Below are 25,038 nucleotides of genomic sequence, written 5' to 3' on the forward strand. Positions count from 1 at the left end.
TATTATGGCTAAAATTAAATTAGAATACATCTGGTTAGATGGATACTTTCCAACTCAAAACATGCGAAGCAAAACAAAAGTTGAAGAGCATGAAGATTTTAAAGGAACTCTTGAAGAATTAGGCAACTGGTCTTTTGACGGGTCGTCTACTAGACAAGCTGAAGGTGGATCTTCTGATTGTTTGTTAGTACCCGTAGCAATATACCCTGACCCCGCTAGAACCAACGGTTATTTAGTTATGACAGAAGTTATGAATGCAGACGGTACTCCGCATGTATCTAATGGAAGAGCTACGATTGATGATGAAGATGATGATTTCTGGTTCGGTTTTGAACAAGAGTATTTCATTATGGATACCAAAACACAATTACCTTTAGGTTTCCCAATAGGTGGTTACCCTGCACCACAAGGTATGTACTACTGCTCAGTTGGTGGTAAAAATACTCATGGTAGAGGTTTAGTTGAAGAGCATGCTGATCTTTGTATCGATGCAGGTTTAAACTTTGAAGGTATCAACCAAGAGGTTGCTTCTGGACAATGGGAATATCAATTATTTGCAAAAGGAGCTAAAAAAGCTGGAGACGAAATTTGGATCTCTAGATACCTTTTAGATAGGTTAACTGAAAGGTATGGTTACTATATTGATTACCATCCAAAACCATTAGGAAAAGACATGGACTGGAATGGATCTGGTATGCATGCAAATTTCTCTAACACCACATTAAGAACTTGTGGTTCTAAAGAAACTTACGCTGCAATCTGCGAATCTTTCCGTCCGTTTGTTAAAGAGCATATTGAAGTATATGGTGAATTTAACGATCAGCGTTTAACTGGTTTACACGAAACTGCAGCTATTACAGATTTCTCTTGGGGAGTTTCAGATAGGGGTGCATCTATTCGTATTCCATTAATTGCTGTTGAAAAAGGATACAAAGGTTGGTTAGAAGATAGAAGACCAGCTTCTAATGGTGATCCATATAAAATTGCAGCTAGAATTATTAAGACAGTTAAAACTGCAAAAGTTTAATACCAAATTAATTGTTGATTATACTAAAAACGCCTTGGAATTTTTCCAGGGCGTTTTTTATTTATTTAATATTTGAAAAAGATTATCTATTGAATTGTTATATAAATAAATGCTAAATAAACACTAATAAGTATTAAACCATCTCTCCACCCCAATCGCAATCCTTTTGGTATAAATACTAGAGGAAGAATAAGGAAAGAGATACCTAGCATCCAGAAAATATCATTTGTTAAGAGACCTTGATCCATAACAGATATAGGTGTAATTATGGAAGTAATACCTAAAACTGCAAGTAGATTAAAAATATTGGAACCAATTAAGTTTCCTAAGGAGATTGCTTTTTCTTTCTTTATCACTGCAATTATAGACGCTGCCAGTTCAGGAATACTAGTACCTACAGATACTATCGTAATTGCTATTACACGTTCACTTACACCAAATACGGTTGCCATGCCCACCGCACCAGTAATTAAAAACTCAGAACCTCCCCAAAGGGCACCGCCACCTAAACCCAAGAACAAAACAGTCTTATATGTAGGCATCATAACATCTGGCTCATCTTCTTCATCTATAACCGCCGGCTTTTGAAATCGCAGTAGATACACCAAGAATAGAAAAAGAAATACTACCATTATTATACCTTCATATTGCACAAGAACTCCGTCAAAATATATAAAGAAGAAAAAGAGTAAAGAAGCTAGCATCATTACTGGCCAGTCTGTAGTGTAGAAACTCTTACTTACATCAATAGGGCTCAACAAAATTGTAATGGCAAGTACTAGACCTAAGTTAGCTATATTAGACCCAACTACATTACCAAGTGCCAAATCTGGAAATCCGTCTAGAGCTGCATTTATACTTACAATAAGTTCAGGTGCTGATGTCGCAAATGAAACCACGGTCATACCTATTACGATTTTCGGAATCTTAAGTTTTAACGATAAATCTACCGCAGCTTTCAATAACCAGTTTCCACCTGCTATTAATAAAACGAGTCCGCCAACGATGAATAAGAAATCTTGCATGAAAAGAATTTTGGCAAATATAAATAGAAGATATCTCTTGGCATATGACAAATGATTTGATCTGAAAACTAAATCGCTTCAATCTATTATCTCATCTAGATACATCTAAAACTTCGAGCATTTTTTTATTTAGGAATGAAACAGGTCTTTTTCGACAATTTTAATCCATTTCAAGCCTACGATTTCTAAAAAACATCAAAAAACCCTCTACACTTCTTCTCAAATATAATATAAAACAAAAATATAATTACAAAATGAAACTAAATTGAAGACATATTGTTTTCAATTATAATTCATTTCATTTTTATACTTACACATCAGTATTCAAATACATAATTTTAACAAATTTCATTTGTCGGAACAGTACTACAATGATATCTTTCGAGAACAATCAAACAAAATTATCAACCACTAAAACTTTACTATATGATTGCTCTAATAAAACTTCTTGTAATGTTAATTTTAAGTATAATAGTAACTCTGGTATATCATTAAGTATATTCCATACCCTAAAACATAGAAACCTAGCGACTTGATCAATCGTTATGTTATTTATGTATTTTTGTGAAAATTTTAAATTGAAAAAGAAACTCTACAAACTAATTGCAAAGCTTAACAAAGCTTTTCTACCCTCATTTAGCAAACAACGGTTAGATTTATCTAAGGCAAGCAAGCTGCAAATGGCTATTGTCGGTTGGCGCTATTTGATTACCACAAAAGCATTAGATTAATATTTCATTAAAGATTATCAGGGTAAGAATTTATTTTAGTACCACCTTCTAGAAAAGTTAATTCAATAAGAAAATTACACTGAACAATTTCTCCACCTAATTTTTCTATTAATTTGCAAGTAGCATTCGCTGTACCACCTGTCGCTAACACATCATCATGTATTAAGACCCTATCGACTTTCTCTATTCCATCAATATGAATCTCTAAAGTTATCGGTACCATATTCTAAATCGTAAGTTTCCCTTAGGGTCGCAGATGGCAACTTACCTGGTTTACGAACAGGTACGAATAAGGAAGTAAGCTTTTCGGCTAGTAAGGGTCAGAATATGGATCCTCTACTTTCCATACCAACCACTTGGTCTATTTTTTGACCCTCTAGTAACTTATATAAAGCGTTTGCCGTTTCTTTAAAGGCTTTAGGGCAAAGTTATATCCTTAAAAACTACTCCTTCTATAGGAAAATCAGGAACATCTCCAATTAAGCTTTTAAAATTCATTTAATATTTCTGTTCTTTATTTTGTGGTAAATTTAAAAAGAAATATATTTGCACCCCGTTAAGGGAAAAAGCAAAATGGCCTCGTGGCGCAACTGAATAGCGCACTTGATTACGGCTCAAGAGGTTACAGGTTTGAATCCTGTCGAGGTCACAAAAAACCCCATACTTTATGGGGTTTTTTTTATACTCAATAATGACATTTAGCATTATATTTTTTTACTTCTAAGCATTAATTCTAAGAAATAATAATCTACGTACACAATAGGTACATCCATCTCGTCTTTTTTAGGCCAATTTCCTGTACTATGATCTAAGATAAAAGGAGCTTCTATTTCCGAGGATAATATATACTCTTCACTTTTTAAAGTATTCAATACTCTATCTGTATAATCAAGATAGCTAGTGTCACTGGTGTATGAAAATAATTCTACCAATGCAGAGGCAGTTATTGTAGCTACAGAAACATCTTTAACCACATTAGGGATTTGCGGGTCAGTGAAATCCCAATAAGGGATTCCGTCTTCCGGAAGATTAGCATTATTTAAATAAAACGCAGCCGATTTTTCTGCTTGTTCTAAATACATTACATTCTTTGTATATCTATAGCACTTGGTAAATCCGTAAATACCCCATGCCTGTCCCCTTGCCTAAGCTAAAATATCGTTTAACCCTTGATGAGTAACTTTATCTTTCACTTGCCCTGAGATAGTATCGTACACAACAACATGAACACTACTGTTGTCTTCCCTAAAATGATTCTTAAGAGTCGTATTTGCATGCCGTACTGCAATATTATGGAATGCACTATCTCTTGAAATTTTAGTAGCTTCAAACAAAAGCTCCAAATTCATCATATTATCTATAATAACTGGGAACTCCCAAGTATCTTTGTTAAAATCGTACAATCTCAAGCTACCAACTTTATCATTAAATCGTGTTTCTAGTGTAGTGGCACTTTCAAGAAGTACTTCTTTATACTTCTCTTTACCGGTAACTTCATAACCTTCCCCAAAACTACTGTACATTTTAAAACCCATATCATGGGTATCGTTGTTGGTTTTCTCTTTTTCCATAAAGGCTGTCCATGCTATTGCTTTTGCCTTAAAAGCAGCATCGTTGGTTAGCCTATACAATTGCCAAAAGTTACCTAGGTGGAATCCGCTTGTCCAATCATTAGAAGTAACTTTAAATAATTCTTTGGTTGTTATATTATAACTTCTAGGAAACGATAATGAATCTACTTCATAATCCAAATACTTTTGATATCGGGTACTTAAAAAAGAGTCTACGTAAATTTTATTCTTACTAGAAGATTTATTCGGTACATTTTTACAAGAACTAGAGGTAAAAGAAATTAAAATGACCAGCACTTTAATTACATTTCTTACCATAGATAACAGTTTTAATTAGTGCCTAGCAGAACATATATTACAACTGTAATTATACACAATATTATTGCCATTGGCTTTGTATACCGCCATTCTTTCATTTCCACATAATCATGATCTTCTTCTACGGTAGCTTTATGGTTTGGATAGAAGTAAGAAACTAAAAACATTACAAGAATATTCAATACAAATTCAATACCCCAAATATGTACAAAATGTATATCGATCTTAAAAACAAAAGTAGTTAAGATGTAAAACGTTAAACCAACTACAAGGGCCACTTTTGCAGCAATAGCAGAAACGTTTTTAAGAAAAAATCCGGCTAACATTATTGATGCTATTGGAATAAAGAAAATTCCGTTTAACTGTTGTAATAACTGATACAAACCATCGGGTGCATTGGCAACCATAGGTGCAACTAAAATAGCAAAAATAGCTAATATGGCAGAAGTCAACTTCCCTATTTTTACAAGATTAACATCACTGGTTTTTTTACCAAAATGTCTTTTGTAGACATCGATACTAAAAATAGTAGCCGCACTGTTCAAAACACTATTAAAAGTACTTAGTACCGCTCCCATAATTATTGCAGCAAATATCCCCACAAAACCTATTGGAAGTACCTTTTTAACCAACTCTGGGTAAATTATATCTTGATTTTCATATAGAGTATCGCCAAAGTAATAAAATGCGATTACACCGGGCAAAATTATAATTATCGGCACCAGTATTTTTAAAACTCCTGTGTATAATAATCCCTTTTGAGCCTCCACAAGATTCTTAGCTCCCAATGCTCTTTGTATAATGGTTTGGTTCATACTCCAGAAATACAATTGATTAATAATCAAACCTGTAAAAAGTACTTCAAAAGGTAGTACACTATCTTTTGCCCCAATAACATTGAATTTTTCAGGGCTGTGGTTATAAACTTTTGACAAACCATCGAATGGGTTACCATCACCTATACTCACCAACGCTATTATCGGTATTGCCAAACCACCAATTAATAGACCGTAGCCATTAATAGTATCTGAAACCGCTACTGCTTTTAAGCCACCGAATATGGCATAAATTGAACCTAGAACACCTATACACACCACGGTAATCCATAGACCTTGCCCCTTTGAAACATTCAATATTTCTGATATATTAAAAATACTTTCAATATTAATCGCACCTGTATACAGTACTATTGGCAATAGCGTAACTATAAAAGAAACCATTAAAAACAAAGCCACTAAAGTTCTGGTCGTACTATCAAATCGCTTTTCAAGATATTCGGGAATTGTGGTCAATCCCATTTTTAAATACTTTGGTACAAAATAAATTGCAGCAACTACCAACGCCAAGGCTGATGTTACTTCCCATGCGATAATGATAAATCCGTTTTTATATGACGACCCATTCATACCAATTAGATGCTCTGTAGATATATTGGTGAGCAGCATTGAACCAGCAATGACCACACCAGTTAAACTTCTGCCTCCAAGAAAATATCCATCTTTAGAGCTTAGTTCTTCTTTTCGAAGTTTAAACCAAGAGTAAAAAGCTACAAAAGCTGTAAATGCAATAAATGTTAGGGCAGTGTACATAGTCTAGTTGGTTGAATTTAAAGATAACGTGCAAAAAAAATGCTCTAGTAAAAAATGCTAGAGCATTGCTAAACTCAAATAATAGTTAAATTAAAAACTCAACTTTTCGGGTAGATACTTCGCTACCAATTCCTTGTAATAAGGAAGTAATTCTTTAGCATCTGGTGGTACAGGTGCCTTTGAATATAGGTCGTAAGGGTTGAACTTTTTCACCCATTCAAACATCTCAATATCTTTTGCGGTCATTAAATGCAAATAGTCATTTTCTCTATGTTGAGAGTAAAAAGAATGATATCTAATCATATATAATGCAGGCTCTGGCAAATAATCTTTCATTATCTGGTACAGATATTCATCATGCCCCCAGCTCATTTTTACATTATCCAATCCACAATTGGGTGAGTATACACCGTACTTTGTATTATATCTACTATCTGTAGCATCTGGATTTGCACTAAAAAAATCTGGATATACAATTTTGTCTGAATAAGCACATCCTACTGGGAAAGTATCACCAACAACAGCCCATTGTGGCTCACCAAAGAGACATAATATTTTACCTAAATCGTGAATAAAACCTGTTAAGACGAACCAGTCTGGGTGCCCATCTGCCCTAATAGCCTCTGAAGTTTGTAATAGATGCTGTAACTGATCTAAATCTATATCTGGATCGCTATCATCTACCAAGGTATTTAGAAAATCTACAGCTTCCCAAATTGACATTTCACGTTTATTAAATTGCAGAAATTCTTTCTCTTTTTCAACAACAAAATCATAGGTCTGAAATTCATGGTTTACTCTATAAAATTCTTTAACTGTATCTAACCTTTCAGAATCTACATAATTTCTAAACTCTTCTTTTTCTTTTGTTGCCTCTTCTGGATCTGGATATCTCTCTAATAAATTATCTTCCCAATCATCAATATTATCCATGGGATTGTTCTGATTATTATTCAATGATTTTTCCATAAAAATTGTAATTAATGTTTTGAGTAAGTTGATAAGTTTTTTAGATATCTAAAGCATATCTATCTGCAATTTATAGCAATTAAGCCATAAGCAAATGGATTATACCATCATAAACATGGATTAATTAAAAGAAATTAAAAATATAAAAAACTCTATTTCAACAACTTACTAGGAGGAAAACCAAATTGCTTCTTAAAACACCTACTAAAATAGAGCGGGTCATTAAATCCTATTAAATCGGTTACTTCAGACACATTGTATTTTTTTGTCTTGAGTAATTGTGCAGATTTTTTTAATCTAATGGTACGTATGAACTCGTTAGGTGCCAAGTCTGTCAGTTCTTTTATTTTTCGATATAATTTAGAAGAGCTCATTCCTAATTCTCGACACAAATAGTTGGTAGTTAAATCTACATCATCAATACGCGATTCAATTATGTTCGTAATCTGTTCCATTAAAGCTTTGTCTACAGGCGAATGTGTAAGTAAACCAACTTCACTTTCTACCTCATTCGAAAATTTTGATTTTAGTTCTAATCGGGTTTTAATAATATTTACAATTACAGATTTCAATAGAGAAGGATCAAAAGGTTTTACCAGATAAGCATCTGCCCCAACATTATATCCTTTCACCTGATCTTCATTTTCAGACAATGCCGTTAACAGCACTACAGGAATATGACTTATAAATTCATCATTTTTAAGCTCGTTGCAAAATTCTAATCCGTCCATTACCGGCATCATTACATCAGCCACGCAAAGCATCGGTTTTATTTTTCTGCACAACTGTAAGCCTTCCTCACCATTTTCTGCCTCATAAACTTTATAGTATCCAGATAAATAATCAATTAAATATTTTCTAAGTTCAATATTATCTTCAATAACTAGAACTTTATCTTTTATCTCTGTATTAGTAGTCTTTCTTTTTACTGGAACGTAAGCTTCGGGTTCTGCAACTTCTTTCGTAGATATAAATTCAAATACTTCTTTTTTAGAATAACTACTTCTACCTATTGGAATTTCAACGGTAAATGTACTTCCTTCATTAGGCTTACTTTCTACCACAATTGTCCCCTTATGCAATTCTACCAGCGACTTTACTAAAGATAGTCCAATACCAGAACCTGTATTGTTTTCTTTACTATTGGTAGCTTGATAAAAACGTGTGAAAATTTTACCTTGGCTTTTTAACGGTATACCAATACCATCATCACTAACTTCAATAACCAATATTTCGTTATTGCTTTCTTTGAGTTTAATATACAAATCTACATGCCCGTATTTATTGGTGAATTTAATGGCATTAGATAAAAGGTTGTATAAAATTTTATCGAACTTATCTCTATCGACCCAACCAAAAAGGGTTTCTTCTTCACTGTTTATATTTAATTCAATTTGCTTATTGTAAGCAAACTCTTTAAAAGATTCGAATGTATTGGTAGTAAATAAAAAAACATCTGTTTTAGAAACCTTAAGCTTTAACTCACCTGTTTGTGCCTTTCTGAAATCAAGCACTTGATTCACCAAATTTAAAAGTCTGCTCGCATTTTGGTGAATTAGATTGAACCTACTTTTTTGATATTCAGTACTACTTTCATTAGTTTCTTCTAGTAATTGTTTTGCCGGACCCAAAATCAAGGTTAAAGGTGTTCTTAACTCATGAGATATATTCGTAAAAAAACGAAGTTTTTCGTTGTTCAATTTAATATCACGCTCTCTGTTTACCTTCTCAGTTACAAGCTCTTGCTTTAATCGTAACCTATTCTTCATTTCTTTTCTTATGAAATAAATTATAAGGATAAAAATCAGAAGGAATAAAAGCAATGCTTGGTATGTTAACCAAAAGGGGGGTGTAATTGTAATGTTATATGAATTTACATCGCTCCAAAACCCATCACTATTACTAGATTTAATTTTAAAGGTATATTCTCCTGGAAACAAGTTTGTGTATTGAACCGTACGAGAATTACTTGAGGTAGAAATCCAGTTTTCATCAAAGCCCTCTAACATGTATTCAAACTTATTCAGTTTTTCATTGACATATGACGGTGCCGAAAATTGAAGTGAAAAGTTTCTGTTTTTATAATCTAATATTACGCTTCTAGTTTCGTTTAAATCTTTTTCTAAAGGAATTTGGTTATTAATTTCCGTACCTGGATATATTACTTCGTTCTGAATTTTAAATTCAGTAATCATTGGTTTTTTAGCTATTTTATTTTCACTGATGGCATAAGGAGAAAAATATATAATTCCGTTTTTACCTCCCAAATAAATATTTGAATTCTCATAGCTATGGAAACCACTAGAACTAAAAACATCTAATCTGTTTCCGCTTTTAACGTCATAAATATTATAGCTCTCTAAATTAGATTTTAATCTGGCGACACTATTGCTGTTCATGTTAAACCAGATATCACCATTGGTATAGGTTAGCATATCTGTTATCCATCTATCTTTTAGTTCTTTTGGCTCTTTTAAGGGCTCGAAATTTCTCTTATCTGCGTTAAATACGCTTAAGCCTTGCCTGGTAGAGGCCCACAATCGACCTTCATTATCAAACATAATATCACTGACATTATCATGTGGCAGACCTTCATCTATTATAGAAGTTGATTTAAAATATTCAAAAGTATTTTCAACTCTCGCATATTTTACGACCCCGGTCTCTGTTGCAAACCATATATTAAGATCATCTTCATTAACAATCTCATTTATTTGATAGTCTTTTAATAACGTTTCTGTACGCTCTTCTTTTTTAAGTGTGTTCGTATTCAATATTATCGCCCCTTCACCAAAAGAACCAATTACTAACTTATCATCGTTTAAAGTCTCAAATGCGAAAATTGGTGATTGTTCAAAGCCAATAGCTATTTCTTTAGATGTATTCTGCTCGTAATTATAAACCAGTAATTTACCATTCCATAATCCGCAGTAAAATAAATTACCATCAATAGAATATATACTTGCAATATCTTTTTGATTATTATAAAGCGGTAAAAATGCCTCTTCTTCAGAAATAAAAAGTCCGCTATGTCGTGTAGCTACTATTACCTTATCATCATAAGTTTTGGCAAAACCACGAATTCTAGGTACTTGATTATTTATATGTAGAGAGATATCTTTATTGATGTTAAATTGGTTTTCATAAGGATCATATTTATCTAACCCATCTTCTGTACCGATCCATAGTACGCCAGAGGCATCAAAAAATAAAGACGAAACCATATTATCTACCAGCGAAGTATCATCTGGTAATTCAGAATAATACCATTTAAAATCACCAGCACTAATATTTTCTAACTGATCACAAACAATTAAACCGCCTAAGGTGCCAACCCAATATTTACCATCTGGTGCTTGAATTACAGATAGAAAATACGGCCCTAATCCATCTTTAACCTCTGGATCTTTAATTTCAAGATTTTCAAATTCGTTTTTTGTTCTATTCAGTTTATATAAACCTTCTCTAGTACCTATAAAAATATCTGATTTTGCGTCTTCGTATATAAAGTTTAAATACGGATTTTTTTCTACCGAATTTGGTATTGATAGGTTATATATTATTTTCTGCTTTACTTCTCCCTCAACACCCAAAGTTAATTTAGCAACTCCGCCCGAATCATAACTACCAATCCAAATATCACCGTTTTTATCTTCGAAAATTTCTTTGATATAATTAAAACCTACTATATCAACTTTTTTAAATCTATCAGATTTGTTGTTTAATATATATAGCCCGCTATTTTTGGTGCCTACCCAAACCCGTTTGTATTTATCTACATAAACAGATCTAATTTCTGCTTCAGGCAAACCATCTTCATTATCCTTTTCGGGTAAATATGTACTAAATATTTGGGTATCGGTTTTAAAAAGAGAAAGACCATTTCTAGTACCAATCCATAAACTATTAGAATCTTCATCTAATTCTAAAGCGGTAATATCATCATTGTATAACTTGGTATTAGCTGTAGAAGAACTTAAATAAGATTTAAACTCATAACCATCAAACCGGTTTAGACCAGAGAATGTACCCAACCACAAAAAGCCATGTTTATCTTGAACAATATGCCTAACGGCATTATGAGATAAGCCACTATCATCATTATAATGCTCAAATTTTATATTCTGTGCAGTTAAGCTAGCTACAAAAAATATGGTACTAAAAAATATGCCAAAAAGATTTCGCATGTGTTGTTTGAGTCGTTGAGTTAAGTTGTCTATAAATGTACAAAAGCTTAAAGTAAAAGAATTAAGGTGATTTTCTGTTTATTTCACCTAGCTCTAAATCAATTACAAAATGATTCGAAGGTTCTCCCTTTCTACTTTTTTCAAATATTTCTGCCCATTCTTTTAAATATGGATCATCTATTATTTTTAATTGATTACAGACCATTTCATATTGCTTTAAACGAATTTCACCAATGTCGTCAAATGCCAATTCATCTGCGCTTCTTAATCTATAAAAATCATAAATCATATGAAACCCTGTCCATGTTTTAAAATCTTCAAGATCTAGATTAGCAGATACTAATTCTGTCACAAGACTATCTTTATTTTCTGTGGTTGAGAATAATAATTCTGCCCCTGTTTTATTTAAAAAAATTTCAGAGAAATTAACAGGAAAATCATTTGGTAAAAATCGTAATCGCACCAATTCTTTTAAATGCCAAGCAGTAAATTCTTTATAATTCTTGGTAGACAAAATCTCTTTGTCCCAAATAGTAGAAGCCTCTATTGCTTTTAAATATTCATATTCTTTTTCATATAAAGGGAACAAGTTATTAAAACCTTTTACAGATTTCAACACTACAGTTTCTACTTGAAACTTCGTATTAGATTTTATGGTCAACAACTTATAAGCTGGTGCATAGGCAGCTAACGACGGTGTTTGTATATTGAATAGTGTATTGCCATTATTATTTTTTCGTACACCTGTGTCATTAATATGCATATGACCACCAAAGTGTATTTGTATACCTGCATTTGCAAATGTTTCTGCAACTTCTTCATTTGGTACTCGATGCAATTGCATTTTACCTTCTCCAAAAAAATGCTTCATTTCTTTTGAAGCATCATCATTAAAATCTATCATTGGGTAATGACTAAAGGCTATCAATACCTTGTCTTTGTCTTTTGCTTGCGCTGCAACCTTTTTTACCCAAGTAATTAAATGTGTTTTTTGTAATAAAACATTGTTGTAGCCAATACTTGCACCTGAAAAATCTTTTGCATTTTCAGAAATGGCAGATAGTTTTTTATTTGGCAAATAAACATTCGCATCTATTGCCAAAAGCCAAACACCTCCTTTTAGCTCTACTAAATAACTGGCATCTGGATGTCTATTAAATTCATCTATTGCATAAGTTCTATTTTCTAAAGCTGAGGCATTTGTTGCTTTATCAAATGAATAGTTTTCGTAATTGTATTTAGAAAAGGGAGTTTCCCAATACACGTATTTTTTCTGAGGATAAAACCCAAAGGCAGACATTTCGTTTAAAATATCTTTATAACCCCATTTTTTTATTTCAGTCGTTATTATTGGAGTGAGTTGCCCAGCAACGGTATCCTTAATATTTTCAACAGCACTGGTTATAATTTGTTCTTTACCCCCCGCTCCCAGAAAATCTGTTTTACCAGATTCTTGTGTAAATGGTTTAACAGGATCATGATTACCTGTGGTGGCAAAAAATAAGATTCCGTGGTTTTTGGAGTATTTGTCCAAAATCTTCCGTAAACCTTTAACGTGAACGGGTTGACCATCATCACTAAAATCACCGGGTAATGCTACGTATTTTATTCCTCTGACGACAATATCATCTAGGGCTTCAATGAATGCAAAGTAGTTTTCATTAAATATTCTGGTCGATTGCAATTGCGCATTCATGGTACGAATATTCACAAAGTCGCCCGTTTCTGGGTTTTTGATTCCTTTGTAATCGGCATCTTCAAAATGTGCATAGATATCTTGAAAATGTGCATCTGCAATGAACGCAATTTTCACTTCTTCAAATTCCTTTTCCTTTTTATTGCCACAAGAAAGCATCAAATATAGCAGAACAACACATAGAAATCTATACTGCTGTTTTATACTAAATTGATTTATTTTTTGACCGTTTCTTTCGGAAACGCATAGCTCTTTTTCCATCCTCCTAAATCTATCAACACTTGATCTATCATTACTCCAGGGTCTACCATCCATATTCTTAATGTGTGTTTCCCTGCTTTATTTACAATTTGTTTTGCAGATTTTACTGATGCGTTTTTAAGCACATTCTCTTTCCATTCATCACTGCGACCTATAGTTTCAAAATCTACAAAAACTGGTGTAGCATCATCAATAGAAACTGCACAACGTACACCAATACCATTATATGGAGCATGAGTGGGCACTGCCTGTAAATTCACCTCAACTTCACCAAAATTAAAAGTATAAAAATCATATTCTAAAACCGGACTATTCGCTTTAATTTCTTCCATGTCCACTAAAGGCGTTGCAGTTCTAGGTAGCGCCGTAATTACTTTATTGGTATACCCCATACCTTCAAACAACGTCCAATTTGCTTCTTTACCATCCTTTTTTCGGGTATAATTCTCTGCATTTATAGAAACATAACCTTTATCTTCTACAAAACCTTTATAGTTATTTAATGTTTCAAATTTAGGATTGTAGGCTGATACACCAATGGTGGTAGTTTTCCCCTCCGATATAAAATCTATAGCGCTATTTACCTTGAAACTTGGAGGAATCAATTGAAAATCATGCCCTAAAGGAGCTTCCTTTTTATTCTCCCCTTGCGGAATTTTACTCCAATCGATACTCACCCAAATTCGTTTTTCTAAACTATTAGCATTTAAGGTTCCTTTACTTTCTGATAACAGAATCCAATCTGCCTTTGGTTTTGCTTGCCAATTAACTGTACCCTTTCCATTTGCAAAAAGATCAATAAAATAAGTACTGTTCGTGTAGCTATTAAAAACAGGAAGCACATCTGCATAGCTATTAATGACCTTATTGTTAACCTCCATTTGATAGCCTTCTAAAGCTAAACCAAGACTAGCTTTTTCAATATTAGTAACATTTGATGTTGCCGGTTGCGCAAAAACCGGTAGAAAACGCGGAGCCATCGTCATTATATGGTTCCATTTCCCATTTTTAAGTGCTGTATTATAGTAATCTGTTTCTGTGGCAATACGATCATAGGCTTCTTCTGATAATGTTCCAAATGCATTAGCACTCTGCCTACCTTGCTTAGCTGTGAACTTATTCTTAAAACTATACAACCATTTCTGATTTAATTTTGATGCACCAATTACTGGGTAATACACTAATTGATAAAAAGCATCTTTTCTAAATACTGGTATTTCATTATATATATTTTCAGTAGCATCAATTATTTTTTGATAGCTTTCTATACGTCCCGAAACTTCATCACCATAATGGTACTGGGTTAATTCCGTTTCCCCTTCTTTTGTCACAGGTTCAACTTGGCTCCATGCCATAAACTCAGGTCTTCTTATATATGCCAGTCGGTTATTCTCAAATAAAACATCTGTAATTTTAGATGCAGATGCCTCTCCAAATTCGCGCGATGCCCAATACTTGGTATGATTTTTTATCGACGAACTTTCTTTAAAGTCATCTATATTCCAAGCCATATCTAAAAAGAGCTCAATATTATATTCGTGTGGTTTAATATCCCCACAGTTCAAGATCCATATATCACGAGATTGGAACTCATATGCTTTTGACATTTCTTCCCACATTAAAACTGGGTTGCTAGAATTTAACCAGAGATAATCATGTGGTCTTCCCCAATAAGAAGTGTGATAATATACCCCAGCACCACCAGACCTTTTTTGTTCTTTCGGATTACTTAACTGACGTATATACCCATAATTATCATCGGTCCAGACAAGGCTTATATCTTCAGGTAATTTCAGTCCGCTTTGGTAGTAATTCAACACTTCTTTATAAGGCACAAAAGCTTGCGGAACATTCTTTGGTTCTTTTTTGGTTTCCTTTTTTAAGATGGCACGCTGATCGGTTATAACACGTTCTAATAAACTAACCTGTGCATTGGTATCATCTTCGCCAACGATCATTGGCGAATCATGCTCACCACGCATACCTGTGGTATATATACCTTCCAATTTTGCGGTCTCTTTTACTCTCTTGGTAAATAGGCTCTTAATGGTTTCTGAATTGGTATCATATCGATATTCTCCCATATCGTCATGTTTCCATTCAGTATTTATATTGCTAAGCATAGGCTCGGCATGCGATGTACCGATTACTATAGCATAATCATCTGCAACGAATTTGTTCTCTGGGTAAGAATAAAAAGGTTTGGTACTTGAATGCATTGCAGGCCAAATAGTATTTGCTCTTAATCGTAATAACAATTCAAATACTTTGGCATAAGTTTTTGGACCTATATCACCAGTTTCTTGCTCATAATTTAAGGCTGCCCACCGTTGTAATCCCCAATCTTCATCATTTAAAAAGACGCCTCTATATTTTACTGAAGGGGATTTCGAAACTTCTTTTTTAATGGAAAGAGAGAGTGACTCTTTTTTAGTCGGAGTAACATCTGCCCACCATTCCCATGGAGATACGCCTATTTTTCTGGAGAGTTCTAAAATACCATAAGCTGTTCCTCTTCTATCACTACCTACAACAACTAAAGCTTTCTTAATAGTGGATGTTGGGTTTTCAACAATCTGAATCCTATACCGTTCCCATTGACCTTCAATTAAAGAAACGTCAATTTTACCAGCAGCGATCATTTTATCAATCCATTTACTCTTACCTATTGTACCTGCTATTATTGTAGTTTCAGACTTATTATCTTTAGTGGAAACAACAGGTTTTTTACCAGTTATCTTTTCAATATCAGTTGCAAATATGTTTGATGCTATGGTGACTACTTTTGCATCTTTCTTATCAATTAAAATAGAGGCAATCGTATTTCCCGCTACAAGTGTAAAATCAGAAGTAGCTTGCTCTTGTGCCGCTAATACTGACAGCTGAAAGCAAACGAGCAGTATAACTACATTTTTAATTAGGTTACTTTTTCTTAATTTTCTCATACGTTCCATCTTCAAAAATCACTTTATAATCAGAATCAAATAATATTGAAGGCAAATAATAATCTGTAGAAATTACTTGCGCTCCAGATGCCTTTGCCTTTTCAAACTTTTCATAATCATTTGTTCTTGCTTCTTTAGTACTGGCATCTGCCCTTGTACGAACCATATATCCTATAGAAACCAGTTCTTTTATATACGCTAACTCTTTAATAGGGTTATTTACAATTCTAAATGCAGCTTCTGAATTACCTTCTTTACTATTCACAAAAAGCATTCTCCCTTTTAACGCTTCATGACCTAATAAGTAGTTATTAATTCTCTCCTCCTTTTCGTCCAGAACAAATAAAAACTTTCCTTTTACGCTATTTAAACTTGGCCATCCTTTTGTCAAAACAGCTTTTTCAAGAGAATCAAAATCCCCCCTAACATCATCGGGAGTTATTAATTGACTGGCAGGCAATACACTTTTTATTTCATCATCAAGCGCATCTAAGGCATTTTTATCAAACAGTAACGGCTCTCTTGTTTGCGGTACTTTTTGATCTTTAGTATTAATAAGGATGATTACAGGTGTGTGATTTGGATTATTATCTGACCAGTTTCTCAACGCCAATAATCCGTCTTTGAACAAAAGGTAGTGACTTCTAAAATCAATATCTTGAACATGAAACATTTTTAGTCCGGGTTGTTTTAGCTTTTCTTCCACGTCATAAGCTAAAGGCTCTTGACCAAGAGATTTTACTATCTCTAATCCCTTAGGGTTAGAAAAATGTCCTCCTTTTGGGTCATAAAAAACATCTAACTCTAAATTCCGTAAACCTAAATTCAATTGTTCCTCCAAAGAAATATGGGTGTATTGCAAGCTTTCCATTTTCTTTGGCTCAAGGGTATGTAAATAGTCAAATAAAGGTGCTTCAATGGCTATTTTGTATGAATTGTGACTACCAATTATTTGAATATCGCTTAGTGTTACCTCATTACTTTTACAGCTAACAAATACAAAAACTAAAAGCATTATAAAAAAAGTAGCGAGCTGTTTCATTATTATAAGGTTTTTGATGTTTGAAGTCGAATATCTTTAGAAGACGCTCCTATCATAAACTGATACTCTCCATTTTCAAATGTCCATTGTTTAGAATTTTCATCCCAATACTGCAGGTCATTTTCAGACACTTTAAATTGCACAGTCGTAGATTCGTCTAGAGCTACTTGAATTCTTTCAAACCCTATCAATTTTTTTATCGGTCTTTTTACAGTAGAATTATTTACGGTATAATATAATTGTACCACCTCATCGCCATTATAATTTCCAATATTTTTAATTGTTGCGGAAATTAAAATACTATCATTTGTAGTCTTCACTTTTAGTTTATCATATGTAAACTTGGTATAACTTAACCCATAACCAAAGGGATACAATACATCTCCCTTAAAATACATATACGTTCTACCGTTAGACACTTCATAGTCATCCATATCAGGCAAATCTAAAACCGACTTATAAAACGTAAAAGGCAATCTACCCGCAGGGATATAATCTCCGAATAATACATCTGCAATGGCAGTACCACCAGCTTCACCAGGATACCATGCATCGACAATTGCAGGTACATTTTCATCTATCCAATTAATAGCCAAAGAGCTCCCTGCAACCAAAACAATAATTAGATTTTTGTTCTCGGCATATATCTCTTTCAAATAATTGACCTGGTCTTCTGGCAATTCTAAAGAAGTTCTATCGCGTCCTTCCTTTTCAATAGATTTATTAATACCCATTACAGCAATCACATAATCACTCTCCTTTGCAACTTGCTTGTCCTCCTTATAAAAATCGTCTGTTGTTGTAGGTACTTCCCAAAGCAATTGACAAATGGCATCGCCTCCATTATCAAAATACTCTAATTTGATAGCGTATTTTTCACCCGCCTTCATATCTATTGCTACCTGGTCTGTAGTCATACCACGATTATGCCATTCATCTACCACCAATTCGCCATTCAACCACATTTTAACACCATCATCAGAATTTACTCCAATTTTGTATACTCCTGAAAAATTAGGAGTTATGTATCCAGACCAGCGCATAGATTTATGACGAAAATTGGTATAAGTATCTGGCGGATTATTTACCGGATCAAAATTCACCACTTTATCAATGCGCGTTTGTGGGGTACCCTCTAAGAATTTGTCATCATAATATTCCCCGTACAAACCAGATTCACCAGTTTGATCATTCACCAAATTTTCAGCTTCAATTAAATTTAAGTTTCTAGCCGCCGTTTTCCATTTTACATAAGTGACCTTTGCTTTATCACCGATTTTGTTTCTAATACCTTCTAAAGGAGATATGGGTTTAATTACCGGAAGACCACTATAGTCACCAAAAACAACTTGATTAGCATTAAAACCGACAACCGCAATTTTTTTAATTTCGTTTACATTTAAAGGCAAAATATCATTTTGATTCTTCAACAAAACCATAGATTGTCTTGATGTTTCCAATGCCAGTTCTTGGTGCTTTTTAGATCCAATTACATCTGGAGAGATTTTGGTATATGGGTTATCGTCAACCTTATCAAAAATCCCTAATTTGAAACGAGCGGTTAAAACCCTTTTTACCGCTTTATCTATATTTTCTTGAGACACCAGCCCATTTTCATATGCCTTTAACAGGTGTTCAGCATAAATATCGTCTCCACACTCCAAATCAAGCCCACCTTCTAAAACTACTTTAGCAGCCTGTTCTTTGGTCGTAACATACTTGTGCGATTTCTGAATATAGGTTGGCGCACCACAATCACTAACTACATAACCCTCAAACCCCCATTCATCTCTTAAAACAGTATTCAATAGCCAATCATTTGCTGTACTAGGCACCCCATTTAAAGCATTGTATGCACTCATAATAGATTGTGCATTTCCCTCTTGAACAGCCACTTTATATGCAGGAAAATAATATTCACGTAAAGATTTTTCTGAAATATTGACGTTGTAAGCAAACCTATTTTCTTCTTGGTTATTGGCTACAAAATGCTTCGGTGTTGATACTACTTTTAAATATTTATCATCATCGCCTTGTAAACCCTTTACAAAAGAAATTCCTATTCTACTCGTTAAATAGGGGTCTTCACCATAGGTTTCTGGAGTTCTACCCCAGCGTGGATCTCTAGCCATATTGATCGTTGGCGACCAAAATGTAAGCAAATCACTATAGACATTTTTTTGATCTTTACCTTGGTTATAGAAGTTCCATTTACCTCTAGCTTCATCAGAAATAGCCGTAGATACCTCATAAATTAAATCAGGATTCCAAGTCGCTGCTAATGCGATAGCCTGTGGAAAAACCGTAAAACGCCCTCCTTTAACCACACCATGCAATGCTTCATTACCATGGTAATATTTTTCTATATCTAACCTAGAAATTGCTTCGGCGGTAGAAACCATCATAGAAATTTTTTCTTCGATAGTTAAGCGCGCTACTAAATCATCTACTCTGGTCTCAAGAGGCAATTCTTGATTTTGAAACGTGTATTTTTCCTGTGAAAAACCTAGGACAGGAAGGAGTATTAAAGCGACTATGAAACTCTTTTTTATGATCATTCTAAAACTAAAATTATGCATACGTTTTTTATTTTAACTCAATTCTAAAACCAGAAATAGGAATAACTTGATCACTATTCACAGGCATTTTTAATGTAAGACCCTTTGTGGTTTGCTTCCATTTTACATTGTTTGAACTGTCTAGTGGTGTCACCGATTTTATTTTAGCTCCGTTTTTTTGTCGCCAATGCTGCAATGGTTACTTCCGCGGTAGTGGTACTGCATACGTAGGCATAAATAAAATTATTCTTTGTTGTGAATATTACTTCTGGGAAAATGTCTTTAGAAGTACCATCATGCAAATTATCTTTCATGTTATCTTCTTCCTCAGAAGCATTAGTTTCCTCGACGCTCTCAACAACTTCTGTAAGTCGTTCACTTTGCACGCTCCATGGTTTAGAGCCATAAATGCCTTCAGCATTCTGTTTGATCCAAGAACCTATTTCATTCAATCGTTCTTGCGCTAAATCTGTAATTTCTCCTTTGGCAGTTGGACCGTTATTTAATAATAAATTTCCTCCTTTACTTACAATTTCTAGAAGTTGTCTGGTCATTAATTCTGAAGATTTATAAACGGTATCATACTCAATATATCCCCAGTTTTTTCCCATGGTAATACACGCTTCCCAAGGTTCTACTTCCAAGCCATCAACAATTTCTTGCTCGGTAACTTTATAATCCCCAAAACCATGTTTAATACGACTGTTTATAATACAATGAGGTTGTAAATCAAGTATTAACTCTCGCAATTCTTTGCTTTCTTCAGAACTAATCAATTCTGGAGTATCAAACCACATAACATCAATTTTTCCGTATTGCGTAAGTAATTCTTTTACCTGTGGTTTCACTTTTCGCTCAAAATACCGACTAAACACTTTTATATCTTCATCTGGAAAATCTACCAAATTACTACGGCCGCCTTTATGCGGCCAATTTGTTGCCACATCAGGGTCTTCCCAATCACGACCTAAAGAGTAATAAAACCCAAATTTCATGTTGTGCTTATGGCAAGCGGCCACCAATTCTTTCATAGGATCTTTAGAGTAGGGTGTTCTACTTTTTATATTGTAATCGTTTGATGGAGAATCAATCATTGCAAAGCCATCATGGTGTTTAGAGGTGATGATGATATATTTCATGCCTGCCTCCTTTGCGGTAAGCACCCATTTTTCTGCATTGAAATTAGTGGGGTTAAAATCATCTGCAATGATAGCATATTCTTTTAGCGCTATTTTCTCATGAATCATGAAATGCTCATTACCTTTTGCTACATGTCCATCCCAATACCCAGCAGTTTGCGAGTATAAACCCCAATGCATAAACATACCAAATTTGGCATCTTTCCACCAGTCCATTTTATCAGATGATTGGGCTAAGGCACTACTCATAAAAATAATTGCAAAACCTAAACTCAAATAAAAATTTCTACCACAAACATCGTTCTTCATTGGTCTTTAGTTTTAAGTTGATGTAACAAAAACTCCTATTTCTTTATAAACTCTACATTCGTTATTTTTACCACAATTGGGTTTGGCCATACTTTATCATTATAAAGTCTTTGCGCTCTACTTATTGAGATCTCCAGTAAATCTTTATGTTGAATATACCTTGATGTAGGTGTGTTTTCTGGCCAATACTCTACTACTAAATCATTCTGTCCAAGAACCGAAACATTCGTGTATATAGTGGCTTTCATGTTTTTGAGCAAAAAATTCCTCCTAAAACCTTTAAACCAATCTTTTTGCCCGGTAATAAACACATATGCGGTGTTTTCATCGGTACCTTTAGTAAACCACATAGCACCATCTTTAACAATAGTAGGTACGGGTCTTACATTTTTTATCCCTTCTTCATTCACATACATCCAAAGTGCTATTTCACGCAAGCGCTCTTCTTGTTCTATAGGAATTTCACCGTTAGGTTTAGGACCTATATTCATCAAGAAATTTCCTCCTTTAGCTCTTATTTCTATCAATTTCTCAATTAACTCGGTTCCGCTTTTATATTCTTCGTGAGTTGGTTTATACTGCCATTGTGTACCCATGGTCATACATGTTTCCCATGGTCCAGGCATAGCTGTATTTGGTATATTCTGTTCAGGCGTTTTCATTTCTCCACGTGTAACTACAATATTGGAATCCAAAGAATGTACATATTTTACAATTGGCGATGTTTTAAAGGCGTCAAAGAAAATTACATCAATAGGTCCGTAATTATTCACTAATTCCTTAACCTGCTTTTTATCATATTCCAATAAGTCTTCATTTTCGGTAATCTGACTCATTGTACTATTTCTAGAAATAAGTTCACCTTGTTTGTTTAAAAAACTAAAATCTTCAGGAGAAAAATACACTCCTACTTTAAGTCCTTGTTTGCGTAACGCAGTAAAAAGTTCTCCGGTAATATCCTTACCATATGGGGTATTCATAATATTAAAATCTGTCGTATCAGTATCCCACATGCAAAACCCATTATGATGTTTGGTGGTGAACACAACATATTCTGCACCAGTTATCTTAAATAATCTTGCCCATTCATCGGCATCAAACTTATCTGGATAAAACGTTTTAGGAAGTTCATTAAAATACCTGTTCACATAATCATCTGATGCCCCTACTAACGAATGGCTTATTACACTACCCAATTGAGAATCTAAGCTCCAATGCACAAAAATCCCAAAGCCCATATCCATAAAATCCTGTTCTAGATGTGGCTGATTTTTTAACTGGGTAAAGGCAGTTGTACAAACAAGAAATAACAAAACTGATAATTTAAATCTCATGCTATTATTTTATATTATTGGTCATTTCTAAAATTAGCTTACCCCCTTTTGTAATGTCTTCATGTCTAAGGCTATTAGCTTTTAATGACGACCCATTAAACTCAGCTTCTGATATATAAAAATTAGCATCATTATTATTGTTCGCTTTAATGGTGAACATGCCACCATTATAAAAATCCTTATTCAATTTAATATTGACCTCATCGAAAATTGGACTTCCAATTTGATATTCAGGATTAGCTTCTGTACCTCCGTTCATTTGAAATATTCCAATTTTAATAAGTACAGCCAAACTACCCATGAGACCTTGATCTTCATCACCGTTATATCCTGTAGATGGTGACAAGCCACCAAAGACAGTTTTTGCTACTTTTCTTGACCACAATTGGGTTAAATCTGGTCTATTTAATTGATTAAAAATAAAAGCAGTCTGTATAGAAGGTTGATTACCAAAATTGATTGGAATTCTACTATACTCAGGATGTAATTCTGCTGAATGTGATGTACCTGCCGTAAAACCTAAATCTTCTGCAGTTTCAAACTGTTCATTTAGCTTTTTAATCGCAGCATCTTCACCTCCCATTAAGGTTGCTAATCCTTTTATATCATGTGGAACAAACCATGTAGATTGTGCACCGTTAGATTCTATAAATCCATTTTCTGCTTGGTATGGATCATAATCCTTCTTCCATTGACCATCAACATCTTTTGGTCGCATCCAACCTATTTGAGTATCGAAAACACTTTTATAGCTCGTAGACCTTTTTATGAAATAATCATAATCATCTGTATGCCCCAATCTTTTTGCCAACTGAGCTAAAGTCCAATCTTGATAGGCATATTCCATTGTTAAACTTGCCCCATCTTGATGGCTACCAAATTTACCTTCCGGAATAGGGTAAGGTACATAACCTTGATCTATATAATATTTTAAACCACCGCCAACATTTGTTTCGTGCTCATAACCAGATTTACCCATAATTCCATAAGGCATATGATTCTTCTTTAAAGCTTTATAAACACCTTCTAAATCATCAGTCAAAATGCCTTTTTGAATAGCGGTCACTATGAAAGGTGTAGTGCTAGCCCCGGTCATTACATATGTATAATTACCACCTGACGGACCCCTTGGCACCAAACCACCATCTTTATAATACTGAAGTAAGGAATTTGAAAATTCATCCATAATTTCAGGATACACTAGTCCCCATAATGTATTTAAAGTCCATTGTGCTCCCCAAAAAGAATCTGAGTTATAATGATTGAATTTAGGGACACTCTTAGCATCTAATGGCAATTGCCCAACCCTTAACTTATCTCCTGTATTATCAGGATAAGCACCATTAATATCACTTATAACTCTACGTCCTTGCAAAGCGTGCCATAAGTCTGTATAAAATCTTCTTTGATCTTGCTCAGAGCCACCTTTTACATCTATTCTGCTTAACAGATTATTCCACTCTTTCTTTGCATCGCTTCTCGTTTCATTAAAATCCCAATCGGGTAATTCAGATGCTATATTAATTGAAGCATTGGTAACAGAGGTATAAGAAATACCAACTTTCATCAGTACATCGTTTTTATTGCCATCTAAACTAATTAAATAATTACCCGTTCGTTCATCTTTATCTAACGAAGATATTTCAGTGTTTAGTTCCACTTTAAAATAAGCAGTCATTGGTTTGGGTCTTCTATGTGTAGACTCCATAATTATATAACCAGACAGTTCATTTTCAGAAATTTGCTCTAAAAAGCCATCTATGTTTTTACTTGGTCCTAAAAGTGTATTCAAATTAAAAAGAAGTCCTTTCTCCTCTTCATTATCCGGATAAGAATAGTGATGAAAACCGACCCTTTTAGTACTGGTAAGCTGCGCTTTTATTTGATACCTCTCTAATTCAACCTTATGATAACCTGGTGTCACTACTTCTGTTTCATGACTAAACTTTGAATAAAAATCATTAAAAATATCTTTTTTAGTTGTGTCATTAATAGTCACTGGCATAACCGAAATACCCGACATTTGCCAAGCATGAATATGACTAAAACCTTTAATCGTATCTGTCTTATATCGGTAACCACTACCCCAGGCACCTCCTATTTGCGTGTCTGGACTTAAATTGGCCATACCGAACGGACGACTGGCTGAAGTGAAGTAAAACCATCTTGAATTCTCTGTATCTAATAATGGATAGACCTTAGCAGCATAATCAGTTTCTTCAACAACAACCTTTTTAGTTGTGCTAGGCTGCTCTTTACAAGAAACTAGAAACAAAAGCGAAATAGCCAGAAACGCAATGCTGTTTTTATATGTTTGAATAAATGTCATTAATTTCA

14 protein-coding genes, 1 tRNA gene and 1 pseudogene are annotated in these 25,038 nt (G+C 34.0%); 2 read left to right on the top strand and 14 right to left on the bottom strand.

Annotated features, from left to right (window positions below; translation table 11 throughout):
- The first annotated feature begins 4 nt into the window (after positions 1 to 4).
- Positions 5 to 1,027, top strand: a complete 1,023-nt coding sequence (locus tag Q0871_RS07500; protein ID WP_299320574.1) for a glutamine synthetase beta-grasp domain-containing protein — start codon at positions 5 to 7, stop codon at positions 1,025 to 1,027.
- An 86-nt stretch (positions 1,028 to 1,113) separates the two neighbouring features.
- Here the strand turns inward: Q0871_RS07500 and Q0871_RS07505 are convergent, their stop codons facing one another.
- Entirely contained in the window at positions 1,114 to 2,052 is a 939-nt protein-coding gene (locus tag Q0871_RS07505; protein ID WP_299320577.1) for a calcium/sodium antiporter, read from the bottom strand.
- Between the two features lie 738 nt (positions 2,053 to 2,790).
- Positions 2,791 to 3,281, bottom strand: a pseudogene (locus Q0871_RS07515) (adenine phosphoribosyltransferase).
- Positions 3,282 to 3,358: 77 nt separating this feature from the next.
- Between Q0871_RS07515 and Q0871_RS07520 the strand changes: the two are divergent.
- Positions 3,359 to 3,432: transfer RNA gene (locus Q0871_RS07520), tRNA-Arg, on the top strand.
- A gap of 55 nt (positions 3,433 to 3,487) precedes the next feature.
- On the opposite strand, the gene Q0871_RS07525 is transcribed toward Q0871_RS07520, so the two are convergent.
- The 12 genes from Q0871_RS07525 to Q0871_RS07580 all read right to left on the bottom strand — a co-directional run bounded on the left by Q0871_RS07525 (position 3,488) and on the right by Q0871_RS07580 (position 25,030).
- Positions 3,488 to 3,865: a hypothetical protein gene (locus Q0871_RS07525; protein WP_299320580.1), complete on the bottom strand. Its 378-nt coding sequence runs from the start codon at positions 3,863 to 3,865 to the stop codon at positions 3,488 to 3,490.
- 63 nt (positions 3,866 to 3,928) lie between these two features.
- Positions 3,929 to 4,672, bottom strand: coding sequence for a glycoside hydrolase family 88 protein (locus Q0871_RS07530; protein ID WP_299320583.1), 744 nt, complete (start codon positions 4,670 to 4,672; stop codon positions 3,929 to 3,931).
- A gap of 11 nt (positions 4,673 to 4,683) precedes the next feature.
- The gene (locus Q0871_RS07535; RefSeq protein WP_299320585.1) at positions 4,684 to 6,261 is read right to left on the bottom strand and encodes a solute:sodium symporter family transporter; all 1,578 of its coding nucleotides are present in this window, start codon (positions 6,259 to 6,261) and stop codon (positions 4,684 to 4,686) included.
- Positions 6,262 to 6,351: 90 nt separating this feature from the next.
- Positions 6,352 to 7,230 (bottom strand): inositol oxygenase family protein, encoded by an 879-nt coding sequence (locus Q0871_RS07540; protein ID WP_299320588.1) that lies wholly within the window; start codon positions 7,228 to 7,230, stop codon positions 6,352 to 6,354.
- 152 nt (positions 7,231 to 7,382) lie between these two features.
- Positions 7,383 to 11,417, bottom strand: coding sequence for a two-component regulator propeller domain-containing protein (locus Q0871_RS07545; RefSeq protein ID WP_299320591.1), 4,035 nt, complete (start codon positions 11,415 to 11,417; stop codon positions 7,383 to 7,385).
- Positions 11,418 to 11,478: 61 nt separating this feature from the next.
- Positions 11,479 to 13,374, bottom strand: a complete 1,896-nt coding sequence (locus Q0871_RS07550) for a metallophosphoesterase (protein ID WP_299320594.1) — start codon at positions 13,372 to 13,374, stop codon at positions 11,479 to 11,481.
- Positions 13,329 to 16,319 (bottom strand): glycosyl hydrolase 115 family protein, encoded by a 2,991-nt coding sequence (locus tag Q0871_RS07555; RefSeq protein WP_299320597.1) that lies wholly within the window; start codon positions 16,317 to 16,319, stop codon positions 13,329 to 13,331. Before Q0871_RS07555 ends, Q0871_RS07550 begins: the two co-directional genes overlap by 46 nt.
- Positions 16,297 to 17,361 (bottom strand): phosphatidylinositol-specific phospholipase C1-like protein, encoded by a 1,065-nt coding sequence (locus Q0871_RS07560; protein WP_299320599.1) that lies wholly within the window; start codon positions 17,359 to 17,361, stop codon positions 16,297 to 16,299. The genes Q0871_RS07555 and Q0871_RS07560 overlap by 23 nt, the downstream gene beginning before the upstream one ends.
- A gap of 2 nt (positions 17,362 to 17,363) precedes the next feature.
- Positions 17,364 to 19,940: a glycoside hydrolase family 3 protein gene (locus tag Q0871_RS07565; protein WP_299320601.1), complete on the bottom strand. Its 2,577-nt coding sequence runs from the start codon at positions 19,938 to 19,940 to the stop codon at positions 17,364 to 17,366.
- A 143-nt stretch (positions 19,941 to 20,083) separates the two neighbouring features.
- Complete coding sequence (locus tag Q0871_RS07570; RefSeq protein ID WP_299320604.1) at positions 20,084 to 21,367, bottom strand: alpha-L-fucosidase; 1,284 nt, start codon at positions 21,365 to 21,367, stop codon at positions 20,084 to 20,086.
- A gap of 35 nt (positions 21,368 to 21,402) precedes the next feature.
- Complete coding sequence (locus tag Q0871_RS07575; RefSeq protein WP_299320606.1) at positions 21,403 to 22,701, bottom strand: alpha-L-fucosidase; 1,299 nt, start codon at positions 22,699 to 22,701, stop codon at positions 21,403 to 21,405.
- 4 nt (positions 22,702 to 22,705) lie between these two features.
- The gene (locus Q0871_RS07580; RefSeq protein WP_299320608.1) at positions 22,706 to 25,030 is read right to left on the bottom strand and encodes a GH92 family glycosyl hydrolase; all 2,325 of its coding nucleotides are present in this window, start codon (positions 25,028 to 25,030) and stop codon (positions 22,706 to 22,708) included.
- Between the last annotated feature and the right edge of the window lie 8 nt (positions 25,031 to 25,038).

The organism is uncultured Maribacter sp. (genome assembly GCF_947500985.1).
Classification (GTDB): domain Bacteria; phylum Bacteroidota; class Bacteroidia; order Flavobacteriales; family Flavobacteriaceae; genus Maribacter.

What these genes read in the sequence shown, in the direction of transcription:
- Q0871_RS07580 (WP_299320608.1), bottom strand. Translation starts at nt 25,030, where the DNA reads ATGACATTTATTCAAACATATAAAAACAGCATTGCGTTTCTGGCTATT.
- Q0871_RS07525 (WP_299320580.1), bottom strand. Translation starts at nt 3,865, where the DNA reads ATGTATTTAGAACAAGCAGAAAAATCGGCTGCGTTTTATTTAAATAAT.
- Q0871_RS07570 (WP_299320604.1), bottom strand. Translation starts at nt 21,367, where the DNA reads ATGAAGAACGATGTTTGTGGTAGAAATTTTTATTTGAGTTTAGGTTTT.
- Q0871_RS07535 (WP_299320585.1), bottom strand. Translation starts at nt 6,261, where the DNA reads ATGTACACTGCCCTAACATTTATTGCATTTACAGCTTTTGTAGCTTTT.
- Q0871_RS07540 (WP_299320588.1), bottom strand. Translation starts at nt 7,230, where the DNA reads ATGGAAAAATCATTGAATAATAATCAGAACAATCCCATGGATAATATT.
- Q0871_RS07545 (WP_299320591.1), bottom strand. Translation starts at nt 11,417, where the DNA reads ATGCGAAATCTTTTTGGCATATTTTTTAGTACCATATTTTTTGTAGCT.
- Q0871_RS07530 (WP_299320583.1), bottom strand. Translation starts at nt 4,672, where the DNA reads ATGGTAAGAAATGTAATTAAAGTGCTGGTCATTTTAATTTCTTTTACC.
- Q0871_RS07565 (WP_299320601.1), bottom strand. Translation starts at nt 19,940, where the DNA reads ATGCATAATTTTAGTTTTAGAATGATCATAAAAAAGAGTTTCATAGTC.
- Q0871_RS07555 (WP_299320597.1), bottom strand. Translation starts at nt 16,319, where the DNA reads ATGAGAAAATTAAGAAAAAGTAACCTAATTAAAAATGTAGTTATACTG.
- Q0871_RS07560 (WP_299320599.1), bottom strand. Translation starts at nt 17,361, where the DNA reads ATGAAACAGCTCGCTACTTTTTTTATAATGCTTTTAGTTTTTGTATTT.
- Q0871_RS07500 (WP_299320574.1), top strand. Translation starts at nt 5, where the DNA reads ATGGCTAAAATTAAATTAGAATACATCTGGTTAGATGGATACTTTCCA.
- Q0871_RS07575 (WP_299320606.1), bottom strand. Translation starts at nt 22,701, where the DNA reads ATGAGATTTAAATTATCAGTTTTGTTATTTCTTGTTTGTACAACTGCC.
- Q0871_RS07550 (WP_299320594.1), bottom strand. Translation starts at nt 13,374, where the DNA reads ATGGAAAAAGAGCTATGCGTTTCCGAAAGAAACGGTCAAAAAATAAAT.
- Q0871_RS07505 (WP_299320577.1), bottom strand. Translation starts at nt 2,052, where the DNA reads ATGCAAGATTTCTTATTCATCGTTGGCGGACTCGTTTTATTAATAGCA.